The 15,136-nt window shown below is 70.9% G+C and carries 13 protein-coding genes and 2 pseudogenes; 6 read left to right on the top strand and 9 right to left on the bottom strand.

Features of this window, described 5'->3' with window-relative positions; translation table 11 throughout:
• Positions 1-176 precede the first annotated feature (176 nt).
• Complete coding sequence (locus AC07FY_RS22330; protein WP_479008811.1) at positions 177-320, top strand: hypothetical protein; 144 nt, start codon at positions 177-179, stop codon at positions 318-320.
• Between the two features lie 115 nt (positions 321-435).
• Here the strand turns inward: AC07FY_RS22330 and AC07FY_RS22325 are convergent, their stop codons facing one another.
• Genes AC07FY_RS22325 through AC07FY_RS22315 form a run of 3 tightly spaced genes read right to left on the bottom strand, consistent with a single transcriptional unit; the run spans position 436 to position 4,111 of the window.
• Entirely contained in the window at positions 436-1,503 is a 1,068-nt protein-coding gene (locus AC07FY_RS22325) for an ABC transporter ATP-binding protein (protein ID WP_479008810.1), read from the bottom strand.
• Positions 1,500-3,086, bottom strand: a complete 1,587-nt coding sequence (locus AC07FY_RS22320) for an ABC transporter permease (protein ID WP_479008808.1) — start codon at positions 3,084-3,086, stop codon at positions 1,500-1,502. The genes AC07FY_RS22325 and AC07FY_RS22320 overlap by 4 nt, the downstream gene beginning before the upstream one ends.
• Positions 3,087-3,091: 5 nt before the next feature.
• The gene (locus tag AC07FY_RS22315; protein WP_479008806.1) at positions 3,092-4,111 is read right to left on the bottom strand and encodes an iron ABC transporter substrate-binding protein; all 1,020 of its coding nucleotides are present in this window, start codon (positions 4,109-4,111) and stop codon (positions 3,092-3,094) included.
• A 212-nt stretch (positions 4,112-4,323) separates the two neighbouring features.
• Between AC07FY_RS22315 and AC07FY_RS22310 the strand changes: the two genes are divergently transcribed.
• Entirely contained in the window at positions 4,324-6,933 is a 2,610-nt protein-coding gene (locus AC07FY_RS22310; RefSeq protein ID WP_479008804.1) for an AMP-binding protein, read from the top strand.
• A 10-nt stretch (positions 6,934-6,943) separates the two neighbouring features.
• Positions 6,944-7,387 (top strand): annotated as a pseudogene (locus tag AC07FY_RS22305) (ATP-binding cassette domain-containing protein); the annotation flags it as partial.
• Between the two features lie 140 nt (positions 7,388-7,527).
• Here the strand turns inward: AC07FY_RS22305 and AC07FY_RS22300 are convergent.
• Together AC07FY_RS22300 and AC07FY_RS22295 are read right to left on the bottom strand one after the other, a co-directional pair.
• Complete coding sequence (locus tag AC07FY_RS22300) at positions 7,528-8,154, bottom strand: class I SAM-dependent methyltransferase (RefSeq protein WP_479008802.1); 627 nt, start codon at positions 8,152-8,154, stop codon at positions 7,528-7,530.
• Positions 8,155-8,487: 333 nt separating this feature from the next.
• Positions 8,488-9,126, bottom strand: coding sequence for a TetR/AcrR family transcriptional regulator (locus AC07FY_RS22295; protein WP_479008800.1), 639 nt, complete (start codon positions 9,124-9,126; stop codon positions 8,488-8,490).
• A gap of 61 nt (positions 9,127-9,187) precedes the next feature.
• Here AC07FY_RS22295 and AC07FY_RS22290 point away from each other — a divergent pair, with 61 nt between their 5' ends.
• Both AC07FY_RS22290 and AC07FY_RS22285 read left to right on the top strand, forming a co-directional pair.
• Positions 9,188-10,042 carry a class I SAM-dependent methyltransferase gene (locus AC07FY_RS22290; RefSeq protein WP_479008798.1) on the top strand — a complete coding sequence of 285 codons (855 nt, stop codon included), beginning with the start codon at positions 9,188-9,190 and terminating at the stop codon, positions 10,040-10,042.
• Between the two features lie 107 nt (positions 10,043-10,149).
• Positions 10,150-10,686: a putative immunity protein gene (locus AC07FY_RS22285; protein WP_479008796.1), complete on the top strand. Its 537-nt coding sequence runs from the start codon at positions 10,150-10,152 to the stop codon at positions 10,684-10,686.
• A 146-nt stretch (positions 10,687-10,832) separates the two neighbouring features.
• Here AC07FY_RS22285 and AC07FY_RS22280 read toward each other — a convergent pair whose 3' ends face one another.
• Both AC07FY_RS22280 and AC07FY_RS22275 read right to left on the bottom strand, forming a co-directional pair.
• Positions 10,833-11,909, bottom strand: a complete 1,077-nt coding sequence (locus AC07FY_RS22280) for a hypothetical protein (protein ID WP_479008794.1) — start codon at positions 11,907-11,909, stop codon at positions 10,833-10,835.
• Positions 11,906-12,478, bottom strand: coding sequence for an RNA polymerase sigma factor (locus AC07FY_RS22275; RefSeq protein ID WP_479008792.1), 573 nt, complete (start codon positions 12,476-12,478; stop codon positions 11,906-11,908). Before AC07FY_RS22275 ends, AC07FY_RS22280 begins: the two co-directional genes overlap by 4 nt.
• Positions 12,479-12,697: 219 nt before the next feature.
• Here AC07FY_RS22275 and AC07FY_RS22270 point away from each other — a divergent pair, with 219 nt between their 5' ends.
• Entirely contained in the window at positions 12,698-13,675 is a 978-nt protein-coding gene (locus AC07FY_RS22270) for a GNAT family N-acetyltransferase (protein ID WP_479008790.1), read from the top strand.
• A gap of 92 nt (positions 13,676-13,767) precedes the next feature.
• Here AC07FY_RS22270 and AC07FY_RS22265 read toward each other — a convergent pair whose 3' ends face one another.
• Both AC07FY_RS22265 and AC07FY_RS22260 read right to left on the bottom strand, forming a co-directional pair.
• A complete protein-coding gene (locus tag AC07FY_RS22265) occupies positions 13,768-14,328 on the bottom strand; it encodes a hypothetical protein (protein ID WP_479008788.1) in 561 nt (186 codons plus the stop codon).
• Between the two features lie 463 nt (positions 14,329-14,791).
• Positions 14,792-14,997: pseudogene (locus AC07FY_RS22260) on the bottom strand (DNA-binding response regulator); the annotation flags it as partial.
• Positions 14,998-15,136: the final 139 nt, after the last annotated feature.

Raw genomic sequence — 15,136 nt, 5'->3', positions numbered from 1 at the left:
TGGTTCGTGCTGTCCCACCCGTCGTGCCGGTCACGGTCTCCGTTGAGAGACGTGGCCACCGATGCGGGTGCCGCCCGACAGCAGACCGGCGACGGCTGCGCCCGCGAGAAGGCTGCGGGCTTGCAGGGAAACGACGGTCGTGGATCTCACAGGAGATCGACCGCGAGGTGAGCCCGGTGACCGATGAGGAGTTCGAGGAGCTGATGGAGCAGGCACGGGCGAAGGCACGCCGGATCTGCTTTTCCCCTCCGTCCTGCGACGACGACGCCCAGTACGGGTTCCACCCCCAGCACGCGGAATTCGGCGGGCCCGCGCACTGACCGGCGCAGAGAGACTTGAGCACCCCACGCCGGCCACCGGGCGAGGCAGGGTCGGCGGACGGGCAGGCGCAAGCCGGCGGACATGCCCTCACAAGGCCGGCGGGTGATGCGAGGGCTACGTCCGTGATCGCGACGCAGGGCCGGGGTGCAGGGTGGCCTTCCCCGTCACTTCGATGCCCGTGCGCTCGCCGGGGCGGGCGGTGGCAGGGCCGGGGACGCGGACTTCGACGGGCTTGTCGATGCCCCGCACCGCGACGGTGATCACGGCGTCGTGTCCGTAGAAGCGCACGTCCGTCACGGTGCCGGTGGCTTCGGTCGTCTCCGGGTCCGCCAGTCGGAGCTGTTCGGGCCGGAGCAGCACCATGCCCCCGCGATGCGGCCCTGGCGGGTCCGCGAGTGGGATGCGGCCCAAAGCGGTGGCGGCGGTGCAGCGGTCGGCGGTGGGGGTGGCGGTCAGCAGTACGGCGTCTCCGACGAAGGCGGCTACCCAGGTGTCGGCGGGGCGGTGGTACACCTCCTGCGGTGTGTCGCACTGGGCGACACGGCCGTCCCGGACGACGGCGACGAGATCGGCGGTCGAGAGGGCTTCCTGCTGGTCGTGTGTGACCAGCAGCGCGGTGGCCCCGGTGGCGGAAAGAGCCGTGCGCACGTCGGCCCGGACGCCGGTGCGCAGGGCGCTGTCGAGGGCGTTGAACGGCTCGTCGAGGAGGACCAGGGCCGGTTCGGGTGCCAGCGCGCGGGCGAGGGCGATGCGCTGCTGCTGGCCGCCGGAGAGTTCGTGGGGCATGCGGACGCCGTATCCGGCGAGGCCGACGAGTTCGAGCATCTCCTGCGTGCGGCGCCGCCGGGCGGCGCGGTCGAGGCCGGTGAGCCCGAAGCCGACGTTGCGGGCCACGCTGAGATGGGGGAAGAGCGCGCCTTCCTGGGGGACGATGCCGATGCGGCGCTGCTCGGGGGGGAGGTGGACCGCGGGGCCGCCGAGGGTGCGTCCGCCGATGGTGACGGTGCCTGCGTCGGAGCGCAGGAAGCCGGCGACGATGCGCAGCAGGGTGGTCTTGCCGCATCCGGACGGGCCGAGGACAGCGGCGAGGGCGCCCGCGGGCACCGTGAGGTCGAGGCCGTCGAGGACCGGTCCGCCGGGGCCGTACGCCTTGACCAGGCCGGTGATCTGCAGGTCGGTCATGTGCGGTGCCTTCCGAGGAGGTAGGACGGTATGGCGGCCAGCAGGATCAGGGCGGCGGCGTACGGGGCGGCGGCGGCGAAGGAGCCGGTACCGGTCTCGGTCCACAGGCGGGTGGCCAGGGTGTCCATGCCGGTGGGGCGCAGCATCAGGGTCGCGGGGAGTTCCTTCATGCAGACCACGAAGGTGAGGGCGGCTCCGGCGGCCACGCCGGGGGCGGCCAGGGGAATGGTCACCTCGCGCAGCACCTTCAGGGGGCTGCGCCCGAGCGAGCGGGCCACGTCCTCCAGGACGGGAGGGGACTGCAGGACCGCGGCCCGGGTGCCGGCGACGGCCACCGGCAGGAAGAGCACCGCGTAGGCGCAGACCAGCAGGGGGAGCTCCTGGTAGAGCGGTTCGGCGTAGCGCACGGCGAAGAAGACCAGGGAGAGTGCGACGGTAATGCCCGGGAGGGCGTGGCCCGCGTAGGCGGACTGCTCCAGCAGGTCGGCCGTGCGGCCGCGGTGGCGGGCGGCGATCACGCCGACCGGCAGGGCGAGGAGCGTGGTGAGCGCGGCGCCCGCGGCGGCGACGCCGAGGGTCGTGGCGGCGGTGTCGGCGAGCGTGTCGGGGTCCCAGGTCGCGGAGTTTCCGACGGCGAGCCAGTAGGCGAGCGTGGCGAGCGGTGTGAGGACGGCGATGGCGGTGACGGCCGTGCACCAGCCGAGGGCGGGGAGCCGCCACCGGCCGAGCGGCAGGGGGACGGCCGGGCGGGCGGCGCCGGTGCCCGTCCTGGCATGGCCGGCCCGGCCGCGGGTCCGCGCCTCCGCCGCGACCAGCGCGATCGTCATGACGACGAGGACGACGCTGAGGGCGGCGGCCGGGGTGCGGTCGAAGCTGGCCCGGTAGGAGGTGTAGATGCCGCGGGTGAAGGTGTCGTAGCGCATCAGCGAGACGGCGCCGAAGTCGGAGAACACGTACAGGGCGACCAGTACGGCTCCTCCCGCCGCGGCGGGGCGCAGCTGCGGCAGGGTGACGCGCAGGAAGGTGCGCAGCGGGCCGTGGCCCAGCGAGCGGGACACCTCTTCCTGTGCCGGGTCGGTGCCGCGCAGCGCGGCGGTGACGGGCAGGTAGACGTAGGGGAAGCTCACCAGGGTCAGGGCGAGCGCGGCTCCGGTGAAGCCGGCGAGGTCCGGGAGGGCGGACAGCCAGGCGAACGCGGCGACGTAGCTGGGCACGGCCAGGGGCAGGGTCACCAGGACCGACCAGACGCGGGCACCGGGCAGGGCGGTGCGGACGGTGAGCCAGGCCAGGGAGACACCCAGGACCAGGCAGGCGCAGACGACCACGGCGGCGAGCCCGAGGCTGCGGCCGAGCAGGTGGGCGGTGCGTTCGTCGGCGATGACGTCCCAGGCGAAGGCGGGGCCCCGCTCCAGGGAGCGCACCGCGAGGTAGCCGAGGGGCAGCAGTGCGAAGACGGCGGCGACGGCCGCCGGGAGCAGCAGGGCGGTGGGCGGACGTCCGGCGCGCGACCGCCCGACCGGCGGGACGACGCCGGTCGGGCGGGAGGCCGGATCCACCGGTGGGACAGGATCCGTGGCATGCATGCGGGTCAGACCATCCCGGCTTCCTGGAGCATCTTCAGGGTCTCCTGGAGCGATTCCAGCCTGCCGAGGTCGATCTTGGGCGCGTCGAGGGACGCCAGCGGCGGCAGGCCCTTGACCGTGCTGGTCACGCCCGCTGCCAGGGGGTACTCCTTGGTGTCGTCCGCGAAGTACTTCTGTGCCTTCTCCGAGAGCAGGAAGTCCACGGCCTTCTGCGCGGCCGGAGCCTGGTCGCTGCCCTTGACGATGCCGACTCCGGCGACGTTGACGAGGGCGCCGGGGTCGCCTCCGGGCAGGAAGTGGATCTTCGCCTTGACCTTGTCCTCGCCCTTCTCGGCGACGCGCTCGTACCAGTAGTAGTGGTTGATCAGGCCGAGCGAGACCTCGCCCTTGCCGACCGCGTCGAGGACCTTGAGGTTGTTGTCGTAGACCTTGGGCTCGTTGGCCTTCAGGTCCTTGAGCCAGGTTCGGGTGGCGTCGTCACCCTCCAGGACGCGCATGCCGGTGACGAACGCCTGGAAGGAGGCGTTGGTCGGCACGTAGCCGATCTTGCCCTTCCACTCCGGCTTGACGAGGTCGTGGACGCTGTCGGGGGCCTTGGCGACCTGTCCGGGGTGGTAGGCCAGGACGCGGGAGCGGCCGGAGGTACCCACCCAGTCGCCCGCCCCGCCGCGGAAGGCCTGGTCCACCTTGTCGAGCGACTCCTGCGGAAGCTTCTCCAGCAGGCCCTTGCTCGACAGCGCGCCCAGCGCCCCGGCGTCCTGGGAGAAGAACAGGCCGGCCTTGGTCTTGCCGCCCTCTTCCTGGATCTGGGCCGCGAGCTCGGCGCTCTCGCCGTAGCGGACCGCCACCGTCGTGCCGACGGCCTTCTCCAGCTCGTCGAGGAGCGGCTTGACCAGCTTCTCGTTGCGGCCCGAATAGATCACGAGCCCCGCGTCGTCCTCGTCGACGCCGCAGCCTGCGACGGCGGGGAGGAGGAGTGCCGCCGCGAAGAGCGCGGCGAAGCGTCGGACCAAGGGGCGTCGCATGGGAAGCCTTCCTGCGGGTGCAGCGGAGAACCTGAACGCCCCATCAGTAAGGTAAAGCTAACCTAAAGGCAAGAGTGACGCAGGCAACAATTCGGCGCGCCCCCACATCGGCGGAGCCGAGCCTACCGCTTGTCGTCCTGTCGATCTTCGCCGCACGGTCCGTAACCGTCTTGTGCCTATCCAGCCAGGTAAGGCTTTCCTACGATGCGCCCGTGACAGCCCTTCCCGACCTGCGTCCAGGCAGCAAGTCCGTCCCGTTCGCCGCCGGCCTCGCCGCCCACGGCGACCGGACCGCGGTCATCACGGCCGACGGTCGGGTCAGCTACACCCAACTCGCCGCCCGAGTGGCCTCGATGGTCCGCCGGCTCGGCGACCGTCGCCGGCTCGTCATGCTCGTCGGAGCCAACAGCCTCGACGCCCTCGTCGTCCACCTCGCCGCCCTCACGGCCGGCCACCCGCTCCTCCTGGTGCCGGGCGACCACGACGACGCCGTTCAGTCCCTGATCGACGCATACGACCCGGACGTGGTGGCCCACTCCGACGGAAGCACATGGGTGCTCGACGAGCGTCGCCCCGGTTCGGCGCACGACCTCCACCCGGACCTCGCCCTGCTCCTGAGCACCTCGGGTTCCACCGGATCGCCGAAGCTGGTGCGGCTGTCCCACGAAAACCTCCAGGCCAACGCCGAATCGATCGCCGCATACCTCGCCATCCGCGACACCGACCGCGCCGCGACCACCCTGCCCCTGCACTACTGCTACGGCCTGTCCGTCGTGCACAGCCACCTCCTGCGCGGCGCCGGCCTGATCCTGACCGACCTCTCCGTCGCCGACGCCTGCTTCTGGGAGCTGTTCCGCACCCACCGCGGCACGACCTTCGCCGGGGTCCCGTACACCTTCGACCTCCTCGACCGGGTCGGTTTCGACTCGATGGAACTCCCGCACCTGCGCTACCTCACCCAGGCCGGCGGCAGGCTCGCCCCCGACCAGGTCAAGCGGTACGCCGCGATGGGCCGCGCGCGCGGCTGGCAGCTCTTCGTGATGTACGGCCAGACCGAGGCGACCGCCCGCATGGCCTACCTGCCCCCGGACCTCGCCGAAACCCACCCGGGAGCGGCCGGCGTCCCCGTACCCGGCGGCTCCTTCCGACTCCAGCCGCTGGCGGACCAGCCCGATCAGGACACCGGCGAGCTGGTCTATTCCGGCCCGAACGTCATGCTCGGCTACGCCCGCACCCCGGACGACCTCAAGCTGGGCAGGACGGTGAACGAACTGCACACCGGCGACATCGCGCGCCGCACCCCCGACGGGCTGTACGAGATCACCGGCAGGCTCAGCCGGTTCACCAAGATCCTCGGTCTGCGCATCGACCCCCAGCAGATCGAAGCCATGCTCGCCCGCGGCGGCGTCACCGCCCTGTGCGCCGGTGACGACCACACGCTGTCCATAGCCGCCGTCGGAACCCACAGCTCCGAGGCCAACCGGATGCGAAAGGCCGTCGCCGACGAATGCGGGCTCCCGGCTCGCGCGGTCCACGTACACGTGGTGGCGGACCTTCCCCGCCTGCCGACGGGCAAGCCCGACTACCGCGCGGTCCGCGCGCTGAGCCACCCGGCTCCCGACTCCTCGGCAGGACGCGCCCTCCCCGCTGGCAACGGCCCGGAGGCACTGTGCCTCCTGTACGCCGAGGTCCTCGACCGGACGGACGTGACGGGGGACGACTCCTTCGTCAGCCTGGGCGGCGACTCGCTGTCGTACGTCGAGATGTCACTCCACCTCGAGGAACGGCTCGGCCACCTGCCGGCCGACTGGCACACCACGCCGATCAGAGACCTCAGGGCGTCCGAGCAGCCGGCCCGCCCCTCCCGCACACGCGTACTGGAAACGAGCGTCGCCCTCCGCGCCCTGGCCATCTTCTGCATCGTCGGCTCCCACATCCAGGTCTTCGGCATCAAGGGCGGCGCCCACATCCTGCTCGCCGTCGCCGGATACAACTTCGCCCGCTTCCACCTCACCTCCGCCGACCGGCGCGTACGCGTGCGCCGGGTGTGGACCAGCGTCGCCCGCGTCGCGTTGCCGAGCATGACGTGGATCGGCTTCGTCCTTCTGCTCAATGACGACTACACGCTCGCCAATCTCCTCCTGCTCGACAGCGTCATCGGGCCGGACGGGCTCAAGACCGGCATGCACTTCTGGTTCATCGAAACCCTGCTCTACCTCCTGATCGCGGCCGTCGCCCTCCTCGGCTTGCCCGCCGTCGACCGGGCGGAGCGCCGCTTCCCCTACGCCCTTCCCCTCGGCCTCGCGGCCCTGGGGCTCCTCACCCGCTACGACCTCGTCGGCCTGCCCAGCCGCTCCGAGATGCCCGACGCCGTCACGGTGTTCTGGCTGTTCGCACTCGGCTGGGCCGCGGCGAAGGCGGGCAACACCCGCCAGCGCCTGCTGGTCACCGCCTCCGCACTGGCCACCGTGCCGGGGTTCTTCCCCGGCGACCCCGGCCGCGAGGCGATCATCATGGCCGGTTTCGCCCTCCTGGTGTGGGTGCCCACCCTGCCCAGCCGGGAGCGCCTCAACCAGCTGGCAGGGGTCCTCGCCACCAGCTCGCTGTACATCTACCTGACCCACTGGCAGATCTTCCCCCTCATCGACGGATTCTCCCGCCACCTGGCCTTCCTCGCCGCGCTCCTCTTCGGCATCGCCTACGCCGCCGGCGTGACCCGCCTGACGAAGCTGCTGCCCGGACTGCTCTCCCGGGCCGCAACAGCCGCCCGGCTGCACCCGTGGCGACGCCGGCTCGCAAGCCGCCGAGCGGTCCGCACGTGAACTCCCGGCACAGTTCGCCGACCGGTATCCGGCCGAGCTCTCGGGCGGCCAGCGCCAGCGAGTCTCCATCGCCCGCACCCTCGTCGACGGGCCCGAGATCCGGCTCTGTGACGCAGCACGCCCTGAGCATCGGCCGGCCTCGGCAGGGGGCGGCACGCAGACCGGGGCGCACGTGCTCGACGCGGACAGATGCACGCGGTTGCGCGTCAGGCGCGTTGGAACAGGTCGCCGGTGGTCGTCCCGTGCAGAGCACCGGACGGCGGGCCGGGCCTGCGGGGCACTGCACGGCCTTCGGCGAGCCACTGCCGCCTCAGCGCGTCGTAGATCGGCGTATCGGAGACCTTCCGGGACGCCCACTCCATCGGGGGGAAGCCGGCCCAGTCTGGCGGTGAAACGGTTTGCTGCTCCATGCTGGCATCCAACGAGGCCGCTCAGCGGATGTGGCGGTGCGTGACCGTTCTGTCATGAGCGCCCGGGCCCTGTTGCCGCCGGGTCCGCTGTTGATTCCTCACCGTGCAGCGCCCCGGTGTCCCGTCGAGGCGCCGGAGGCACGTTCGCCGTCGCCGCCGGGCGTGGGGCGCCGTCTGACCGGACTCACGCCGAGGCGGCGGCCCGGTGCAGCGTGAACCAGAACGTCGGGAACGGGTTCGTGCCGGGCGTCACGTCGGTCAGCTGCCATCCGGTGAACCTGGCGCTGAGTTCGTCGGCGGTGACGCCGGAGATCGGGTCGTCCAACGCTCCGGGCCCGTACCCGAACATCAGCAATCGTGCGCCGGGGGAGGCGCGCTCGGTGAGGCCGGCGGCGTAGTCGTCGCGGCGGTGCGGTGGGATCCCGCAGTAGCAGCTCAAGTCGAAGAAGAGGTCGTAGGGGCCCGGCACGTCCACCTCGTCGAGTCGGGTGGCGTCCCCGCACAGCACGGTGACGTCCACTCCGGCCTCGGCGGCCTTCTCCCTGGCCTGCCGGACCGCGCGGTCGACCAGGTCGACGGCCGCCACCCGCCATCCGTGCCGGGCCAGGTAGACCGCGTTCGTTCCGGTGCCGCAGCCGAGTTCGAGGGCCTGACCGGGCGTCAGCGCACCGGCCCCCTCCACCACGGCCACGAGCTCGGGCGGCGTGATGCCGCTGTCCCACGGCGGCTTGCCGTTCCGGTAGAAGTCCTCCAGCTCACGGCGCACAGCCGCCTCTTGGTCGAGCTCCTCAGCCGTCCGCATCCTGCTCATCGCTTCCTCCCCAAAAAAATAGAGTTCAGCTCTAGTGTCCGGCTCTAGAGTTAAACTCGCGACGTGGATGCGGTCAAGGGATCCGACGGACAGCACGCCGAGCGCCCGCGCCGTTCAGGACGTCGTCGACCCATGCAGGGCGGGTGACGCCGACTCGGTCGCCACGAGGAACCGCGACGGGTTCCACGCCGCGGGCGCCGAGCCCCCCCCGCGACCGGGGTGACAGCGACCATGTGCGGGGGCGTACGCGACTTGTTCGACCGCGTCGCTTTTCGTCCGGCCCTGACTGAGCACCTCGGTGCGGACGGGACTACGCGAGTCTCCTCGCGTACGTCAGGGGCGACTCTTGCCGCCCAGGAGCTGTGAGGCGAGGGTGTCGTGCGCCCATTGCTCCCACTTGGCCGGTGGCCAGGCGCGGTCGCGGGTGAGGACCAGGAAGAGTTCCGGGCTGAGGACGGCGTAGACGATGTCCGCCGCCTCTTCGGCGGAGACGGACGGACGGGCGCCCGGCTTCTTCATCAAAGAATCCGTCGCCGTCGAGATGACCGTGTAGCGCGGGTCCGACTCATCCGGCCACAACTCCCGGATCTCCGGGTTGGTGGCTGCCGCCGCGCGGACCATTTCGCTGACGGCCGCGACGCGTTCGAGCGTTGCGCGGGTGGCGGCGACCAGTGCTGCCAGTGCCGATGAGGCGGTCTGCGCGGACGTGACCTCGGCGAACCACGGCCTGTCCATCGTCGAGACGGGGGCGTCGTCGCCGGCGATCGCCTCATCGACCAGCGCCTTGAGCAGTGAGGGCTTGTTCCGGAAGACGAAGTAGATCGTCTGGATCGCCACGCCCGCCCGATCGGCGATCTCCTGGAGCTTCGTCGCTCCGTATCCCTGCTCGACGAAGAGCGCACCGGCCGACTCGATGATCCGTCGCCGTGTCTCCTGGGCCTTCGTGCCTTGTTTCCCCTTGACCTCGCGCATGACTGGAGTCTATATCTAGAGGCGTCCTCTAGAGTTCACCTCTAATAAAGGAGCGTGTGTGGTGCGCACCATCGCCAACCATCAGCAGGCAGCGGCGTGGAACGGCTGGGAGGGCAGGCACTGGGCCGAGAACCCGGAGCGGTACAACGGGATGATGGAGGGGTTCAACGCGCCTCTGCTCGCCGCCGCCGAAATCACGCCGCGGGACCGGGTCCTCGACATCGGCTGCGGCACCGGCCAGACGACGCTCCTCGCGGCACAGCTGGCGTCCGACGGAAGCGCCCTGGGAATCGACTTGTCCGCGCCGATGCTGGAACGCGCCCGCCGCGATGCCGCCGTGTCGGGAGTCGGCAACGTCTCCTTCGAGCAGGGCGACGCGCAGGTGCACCCGTTCCCCGGCCGAGGGTTCGATGTCCTCCTCAGCCGCGGAGGGGTCATGTTCTTCGCCGACCACGTCGCGGCTTTCACCCACCTCAGGCAGGCGCTGGCGCCGGACGGCAGACTCGCCTTCCTCGGCCCCCAACCCGGGGGCCCCGACAGCGCCTACGCCCGCGCGACCGCCGCACTGTCGCCGTACCTGCGGGAGGCTTCCCCAGCGTCCAGGGGCATGGGGTCGCTGCTGGATCCCGTGCGTATGCGCGAAGTGCTCGTTGCCGCCGGTTTCACCGACGTCGACGTCATAGCGGCTGGGGCGCCCATGACCTTCGGAGCCACTGCGAAGGACGCCGCCGACTTCATCTTCTCCATGGGCCCGATCCGCCACAACATGCGCACTGTGGACCGGGCGACCGTCACCCGTATCCGTGCCGACGTGATCAGGGCGCTCGCCGAGTACGAGACCGCCGAAGGCGTGCGCCTCCCAGGGTCGGTCTGGATCGTCACAGCCATGTGTCGGCCTGGCTCTGCCCGTGGGTGACGCATCGTTTCCGAGGCCAGTCCGCTCGGGAGGCAGTCGACATCAGCGGCCGGCAGCCGCCTCGGCCGTCCGGGGCAGTCATGGAAGATGAAACGATGACAGGGGAAATGAGCCAGATCGTTCTGAGCAAGCAGGACCTTCGCGAGGTCACCGCGTTCGCCGCAGCCTGTGCAGAGACGGCGCTGAAGATCTTCGAGGCCGATCAGCCGGGCGACTCGCGGCCTCGGGAGGCCGTCAGTGCCGCGTGGGAGTTCGCCCGGGGCGGCGAGCGAGGAAGATCCCTGCGCGAGACGGCGTCGGCGGCCCTCAAGGCGGCCAAGAGCGCGGACACCGCGGCCGCACGCGAGGCGGCGTGGGCAGCGATGTCCGCGGCAGGCGCCGCCTACCTGCATCCTTTGTCCAAGGCAACCCAGGTCAAGCACATTTGCGGAGCCGGTGCCTATGCGGCCAGAGCAGCCGAACTCGTCGCCGACGACGATCGGAGCGTTGGTGACGGTCTCGTTGGGCAGGCGGCGCATCGTGCCACGCCGGCCGTCGTTGACGTGCTCAGACGGTTCCCTGCGGCGCCGAGCGGCGGGGGACGGGTCGGCGAGTTGATCCGGATGCTCGACGCCGACCTTCGGTCACTCCCCTTCACCGAGTGACTTCCCGCGTTCGGACGGCGCGGGCTCTCCTTCACCGGTCGACTTCGGAGATTCGTCAGTACCAGCGCCGGTCGCACCAACCCTGTGACAGGCGACGCGCAGTCGGCGCCGGCTCGGGCACCGTCTGACAGGGTCGGAAGACGGGCCTACCGCGGTGACGCCCCGGGCGGTGGCGTGGAAGGCGGGGTCCCGGATTCTCGGAGCTTCTTGAGCGCGGCTTGCCTCTCGGCGTCCATCCGGGCCTGTTCCTCGTCGCTCGGGGAGAAGTCGATCTCGCAGGGTGTGACCTGCGAGGTCTCCTTCACGCCGAACCCGACACGTGCGTCGCGGCTCGAGGGTTTGGCCGGCTTGGAGAAGACGAGCGTGTAGCCCGGCGGGACCGTCTTCGAGTTGATCTTCAACGTGTCTCCGTCCCCCCTTCGGCTCAGCTCGGCCGCGGGATCGGCCTGGGGACCGCGGTAGCCGCCACCCACATGGGAGCACTCCGACCGTGGCTTCCTCTCGGTCACCGCGACGCTGACCCCCTGGCCCTGGAGCCTCTGCACCAGCTCGGTTAGTTCATCAAGGGCGGGCGCGGCGACCTCGATCGTCTTGCCGGGATCCTTCGGGGGCTCCGACCTGGCCTTCAGGGCTTCTTCCAAACCCTCGGAATAGTCGATCGAACACTTGGGGACCTTGGAGGTCTCGATCACGCCGAAGCTGATCCCCCTCTCACCCAGCGGGTGGTAGTCCGCCCAGTCGAACGTGAGCGTGTAGCCCGCCGGGACCGTCTTCGCGTTGACCTTGAAGTCGAAGTCCTCCTTGCCCGACTGCATGATCTCGGCCTCCGGGTCAGCCTGCGGGCCGCGGTAACCGCCGCCGAGGTCGGAGCACTGGGACCGAGGCCGCTTGGGGACCAGGACGGCCGCGACCCCCAGTTCCCTCAACCGCTCCACCAGCGCGGGGATCTGGTTGTGCTCGGGCAGCTTGAACCGCAGGGACCCGTCCGGATCCTTCCTGATCTCGGGCGCGGGGCTGGGCGAGCCGGCGGGCTGCGGGCCGTGGCGGGTGCTGCCGGGCAGGGTCATGACGGCGACCACGGACGCCGTGGCGATGCCCACCGCGAGGGGGATCCCGTACCGCCGGGCAAAGGACCGGGCGGGGGCCGCGGGCACGGCCTCGGGGAGGCGGGCCAGGAGGGCGGCCTTGAGCCGCTCCTCGAAGCCGCTGGGCCGGGTGCTCATCGGGCTGCCTCCAACTGGTGCTCGGTCACGGGGTGCGGGCCGCGCAACGCGCGCCGGGCGCGGTGCAGGCGGACACGGATGGTCGTCTGGGTGACGCCGAGAGCCTGCGCGGCCTCGGCCGGGGTGAGCTGGTCGAGCACCACCAGGTCGAGGGCGGCGCGCAGCGGCTCGGAGAGGGCGCTGTGGCGCTCGGCCAGGTCACGGAAGGCCCGCTCGGCGTCGATGCGCTCCTCCAGCGCGGCGACGTCCTCGTCGTCGAGCAGGCGACGCCCGCTCAGCCGTGCCAGGGCGCCACTCTCGCGGGCCAGCCCGCGGGCGTGGCCGGACAGGACGTTGCGGGCGATGCCGAACAGCCAGGCGACCGGAGCTCCCCTGTGGGGCCGGTAGGTCCCGGCCGACCCCATCGCGGCGAGAAAGATGTCGGCCGTCAGGTCGGCCGCCAGGTGCGGATCGGCGACCCGGCGTGTGACGAAGCCGAGTACGGCGTCGATGTGGTCCTCGTAGAACGCCCCGAACCCCTCGGGCGTGGTGAGATCCGGTGGCCCGGTCTCGTGTCGTGGGCTTGGCACCCAGTTCCTCCCCTGCGCAGGGGACCCGGTCGGTCCCCTCACTCCGTACTTGGCCGCAGCCCCCGCGAACGTTTCACCCGGGTCGTCGATCGGCAGAAAGACGGCCGCCCGGCCGCCGGGGAACGCGGCCGTTCGATCCGTGTGCCACCGCCGAACCTGTCGCTAGCCCGCGGCGCACGTCCGTGGTGCCATGGAACGGGGGCGGAAAGGAGAGCGATCATGCCCGCAGAGACACGAACCAGCGGCGACACTGTTTCGGTGTCGGTCCGCCCGCTGGCCGAGCCGGACCTGGATCGGGCCGACGCGATCTTCAGGGTCGCCTTCGGGACCTTCCTCGGGGCCCCCGAGCCGGAGACGTTCTTCGAGACCGCCGACTATGTTCGCACCCGCTGGGCGGCCGATCCCCACGCGGCCTTCGCAGCAACCGTCGAGGGCGAGGTCGTCGGATCGACCTTCGCCACCAACTGGGGCAGCGTCGGATTCTTCGGCCCGCTGACCGTTCGTCCGGATCTGTGGGACCAGGGCATCGGCAGGCGTCTCATGGAACCGGTCATGGCCTGCTTCGACACGTGGGAGAGCCGCCATCTCGGCCTGTTCACCTTCTCGCACAGCCCCAAGCACCTCGAGCTCTACCGCCGGTACGGTTTCTGGCCCCGATTCCTTACCGCCGTCATGAGGAAACAGGTCGACGCCCGTACCGCAGCTCCCGGCCGGGTGCTGTACGGCGAGCTGACCGCCGCTGAGCGACCCGACGCACTGAGCCTGAGTCGCGCACTGACGGGAGCCGTGTACGAGGGCCTGAGCTTGGAGCGCGAGATCGTGGCCACACAGGCGCAGGGGCTCGGTGACACCGTTCTCCTCGAGGGTGCCGACTCCGACCTCGACGGTCTGGCCGTCTGCCACTGCGGAGCGGGGTCGGAGGCCGGTGAGGACGTGTGCTTCGTCAAGTTCGGCGCCGTGCGCCCCGGTCCGGGCGCTGCCGACCGGTTCGAACGACTGCTGGATGCGTGCGAGCGGCTGGCCGCCGAGAGGGGAGCGAGCCAACTGGATGCCGGCATGAACCTGGCCCGCCAGGATGCCTACGGACGCATGGTGGACCGCGGGTTCCGTACCTGGCTGCAAGGCGTGGCCATGCACAAGCCCAACGAACCTGGTTACAGCCACCCGGACGCCTACGTGATCGACGACTGGCGCTGAGTCCACCGACATACCGGCTACGGGGGTACCCAAGCCATCTCGGCGCGTCAATCACAGACGCACGGCGCGTGTGTGGCCACAGGCCCCTGGACTTACAGGACCACAGCCGTGCCACCGATGGTCCGGCCTTCGTGCATCGTGATCGTCCGGCCGGGCTGGAGGTGTCGCCACTGCGAGGGGTCAAGGGGGGCGAGTCGCACCGAGGAGCGCTCGCCGGGCCCCAGGACGGGGGTGAACTCGACCCACAGGAGGGCGATGTTGAGGACCTCCTCACCGGTTGGCGTGCGATGCCCGATGTTCCACATCGGCCGCAGGACACCCGCTCCTGAGAAGGGAGTCTGCCGTCGGCCCTCGCTGGCCGGCCGAAGAGTGAGGTCGGCGCGGATGATCCCGTGGCGGGCTTCGTAGCAGCGCAAGCGGCACCATGCCGCGCTTCGCTCCAGCCGCATCTGCTCGGCGGCCGTGGCGAGGCTTTCCCAGAAGCCGAGGGGAAGCGGCTGGACCCCGCCGAGTTCCTCCAGGAGTCCGAGGGCCACCTCCCACTCGTCGTGGGTGAGGTAGTCCCAGACGTCGTTGATCGTGAGGTCGTTCTCAGTGGCGATCTCTGCGGGGACCAGCAGGGAGGCGGCTTCCAGCAGCTCGGGGACGTCCATGCGTTGATTCTGGACCACGGTCACACGGCGGCGGCACCGTCGACGGGCCGACGACGGGAAGGGCGATGGCCAGGATCAGCCAGCCCGCACACGCGACCATGGCTCCAGAGTCCCCGATGGCGTACCGGGACGCTTTTCGGGACGAGCAGGCGACCTGGGGGTGCCTGCCCGTGGCACGTCGAGGGTGCACGATCAGTACGGCGGCGATCCCGGCCGCTGTGGCATACCAGTGACGGCCGGGCCGGAGTTCGTTCGACGCCATCCGCGCGGTGCGAAGGACTGCATCAGCGCAACCTGGACAACCCGTGCTGCCAGGCCGGCACCGGGCAACGCCGCCAAGGCGCAGACGTGCTCGCGCGTGTGCACCGGCTCGAACCGTGCAACGTCGAGCTGTCACCCGGCAGCCGCTCCTCGCCAGGAGTCGCGGGGCCGGACCAGGCCGGATTGGTAGGCGTTCGCGGTGGGTGATGTAGCGGTTGATCAGCTGGCGGGTGATCGAGGGTGCGAGGAGGGCGCCGCCGCGCGCGGCCACGCATACGGAGGACAGGGCGTTGAAGACGTATTCGTCCAGGCCGTTGCTGGTGAGGTGACAACGTGCACCGCGGTCAGTGCCGGGTCGGCGGCGATGCGCCGGGTCGTCCCGATGCCGTCGAGGACCGGCATCTGGATGCGAAGGCAAGGACGAGGCAGCCCGATTGCCCCACGTACGCCGGTGGCCGACTGTCTGCCCGGGACGGACGACGGGCCGCCTGAACCGCAGGGGAACCGGTGGCTCGACCGCCCACCGGGACCCCGCCACCTACCGCGC

It is taken from the genome of Streptomyces sp. NPDC045967, from assembly GCF_056430495.1.
Note: the sequence above shows the minus strand (reverse complement) of the source record. Positions and strands in the feature narration are given on the sequence as shown.

Coding starts and splice junctions, on each gene's coding strand:
- AC07FY_RS22325 (WP_479008810.1), bottom strand. CDS start 1,503: ATGACCGACCTGCAGATCACCGGCCTGGTCAAGGCGTACGGCCCCGGC.
- AC07FY_RS22320 (WP_479008808.1), bottom strand. CDS start 3,086: ATGCATGCCACGGATCCTGTCCCACCGGTGGATCCGGCCTCCCGCCCG.
- AC07FY_RS22315 (WP_479008806.1), bottom strand. CDS start 4,111: ATGCGACGCCCCTTGGTCCGACGCTTCGCCGCGCTCTTCGCGGCGGCA.
- AC07FY_RS22300 (WP_479008802.1), bottom strand. CDS start 8,154: ATGAGCAGGATGCGGACGGCTGAGGAGCTCGACCAAGAGGCGGCTGTG.
- AC07FY_RS22295 (WP_479008800.1), bottom strand. CDS start 9,126: ATGCGCGAGGTCAAGGGGAAACAAGGCACGAAGGCCCAGGAGACACGG.
- AC07FY_RS22285 (WP_479008796.1), top strand. CDS start 10,150: ATGAGCCAGATCGTTCTGAGCAAGCAGGACCTTCGCGAGGTCACCGCG.
- AC07FY_RS22280 (WP_479008794.1), bottom strand. CDS start 11,909: ATGAGCACCCGGCCCAGCGGCTTCGAGGAGCGGCTCAAGGCCGCCCTC.
- AC07FY_RS22270 (WP_479008790.1), top strand. CDS start 12,698: ATGCCCGCAGAGACACGAACCAGCGGCGACACTGTTTCGGTGTCGGTC.
- AC07FY_RS22265 (WP_479008788.1), bottom strand. CDS start 14,328: ATGGACGTCCCCGAGCTGCTGGAAGCCGCCTCCCTGCTGGTCCCCGCA.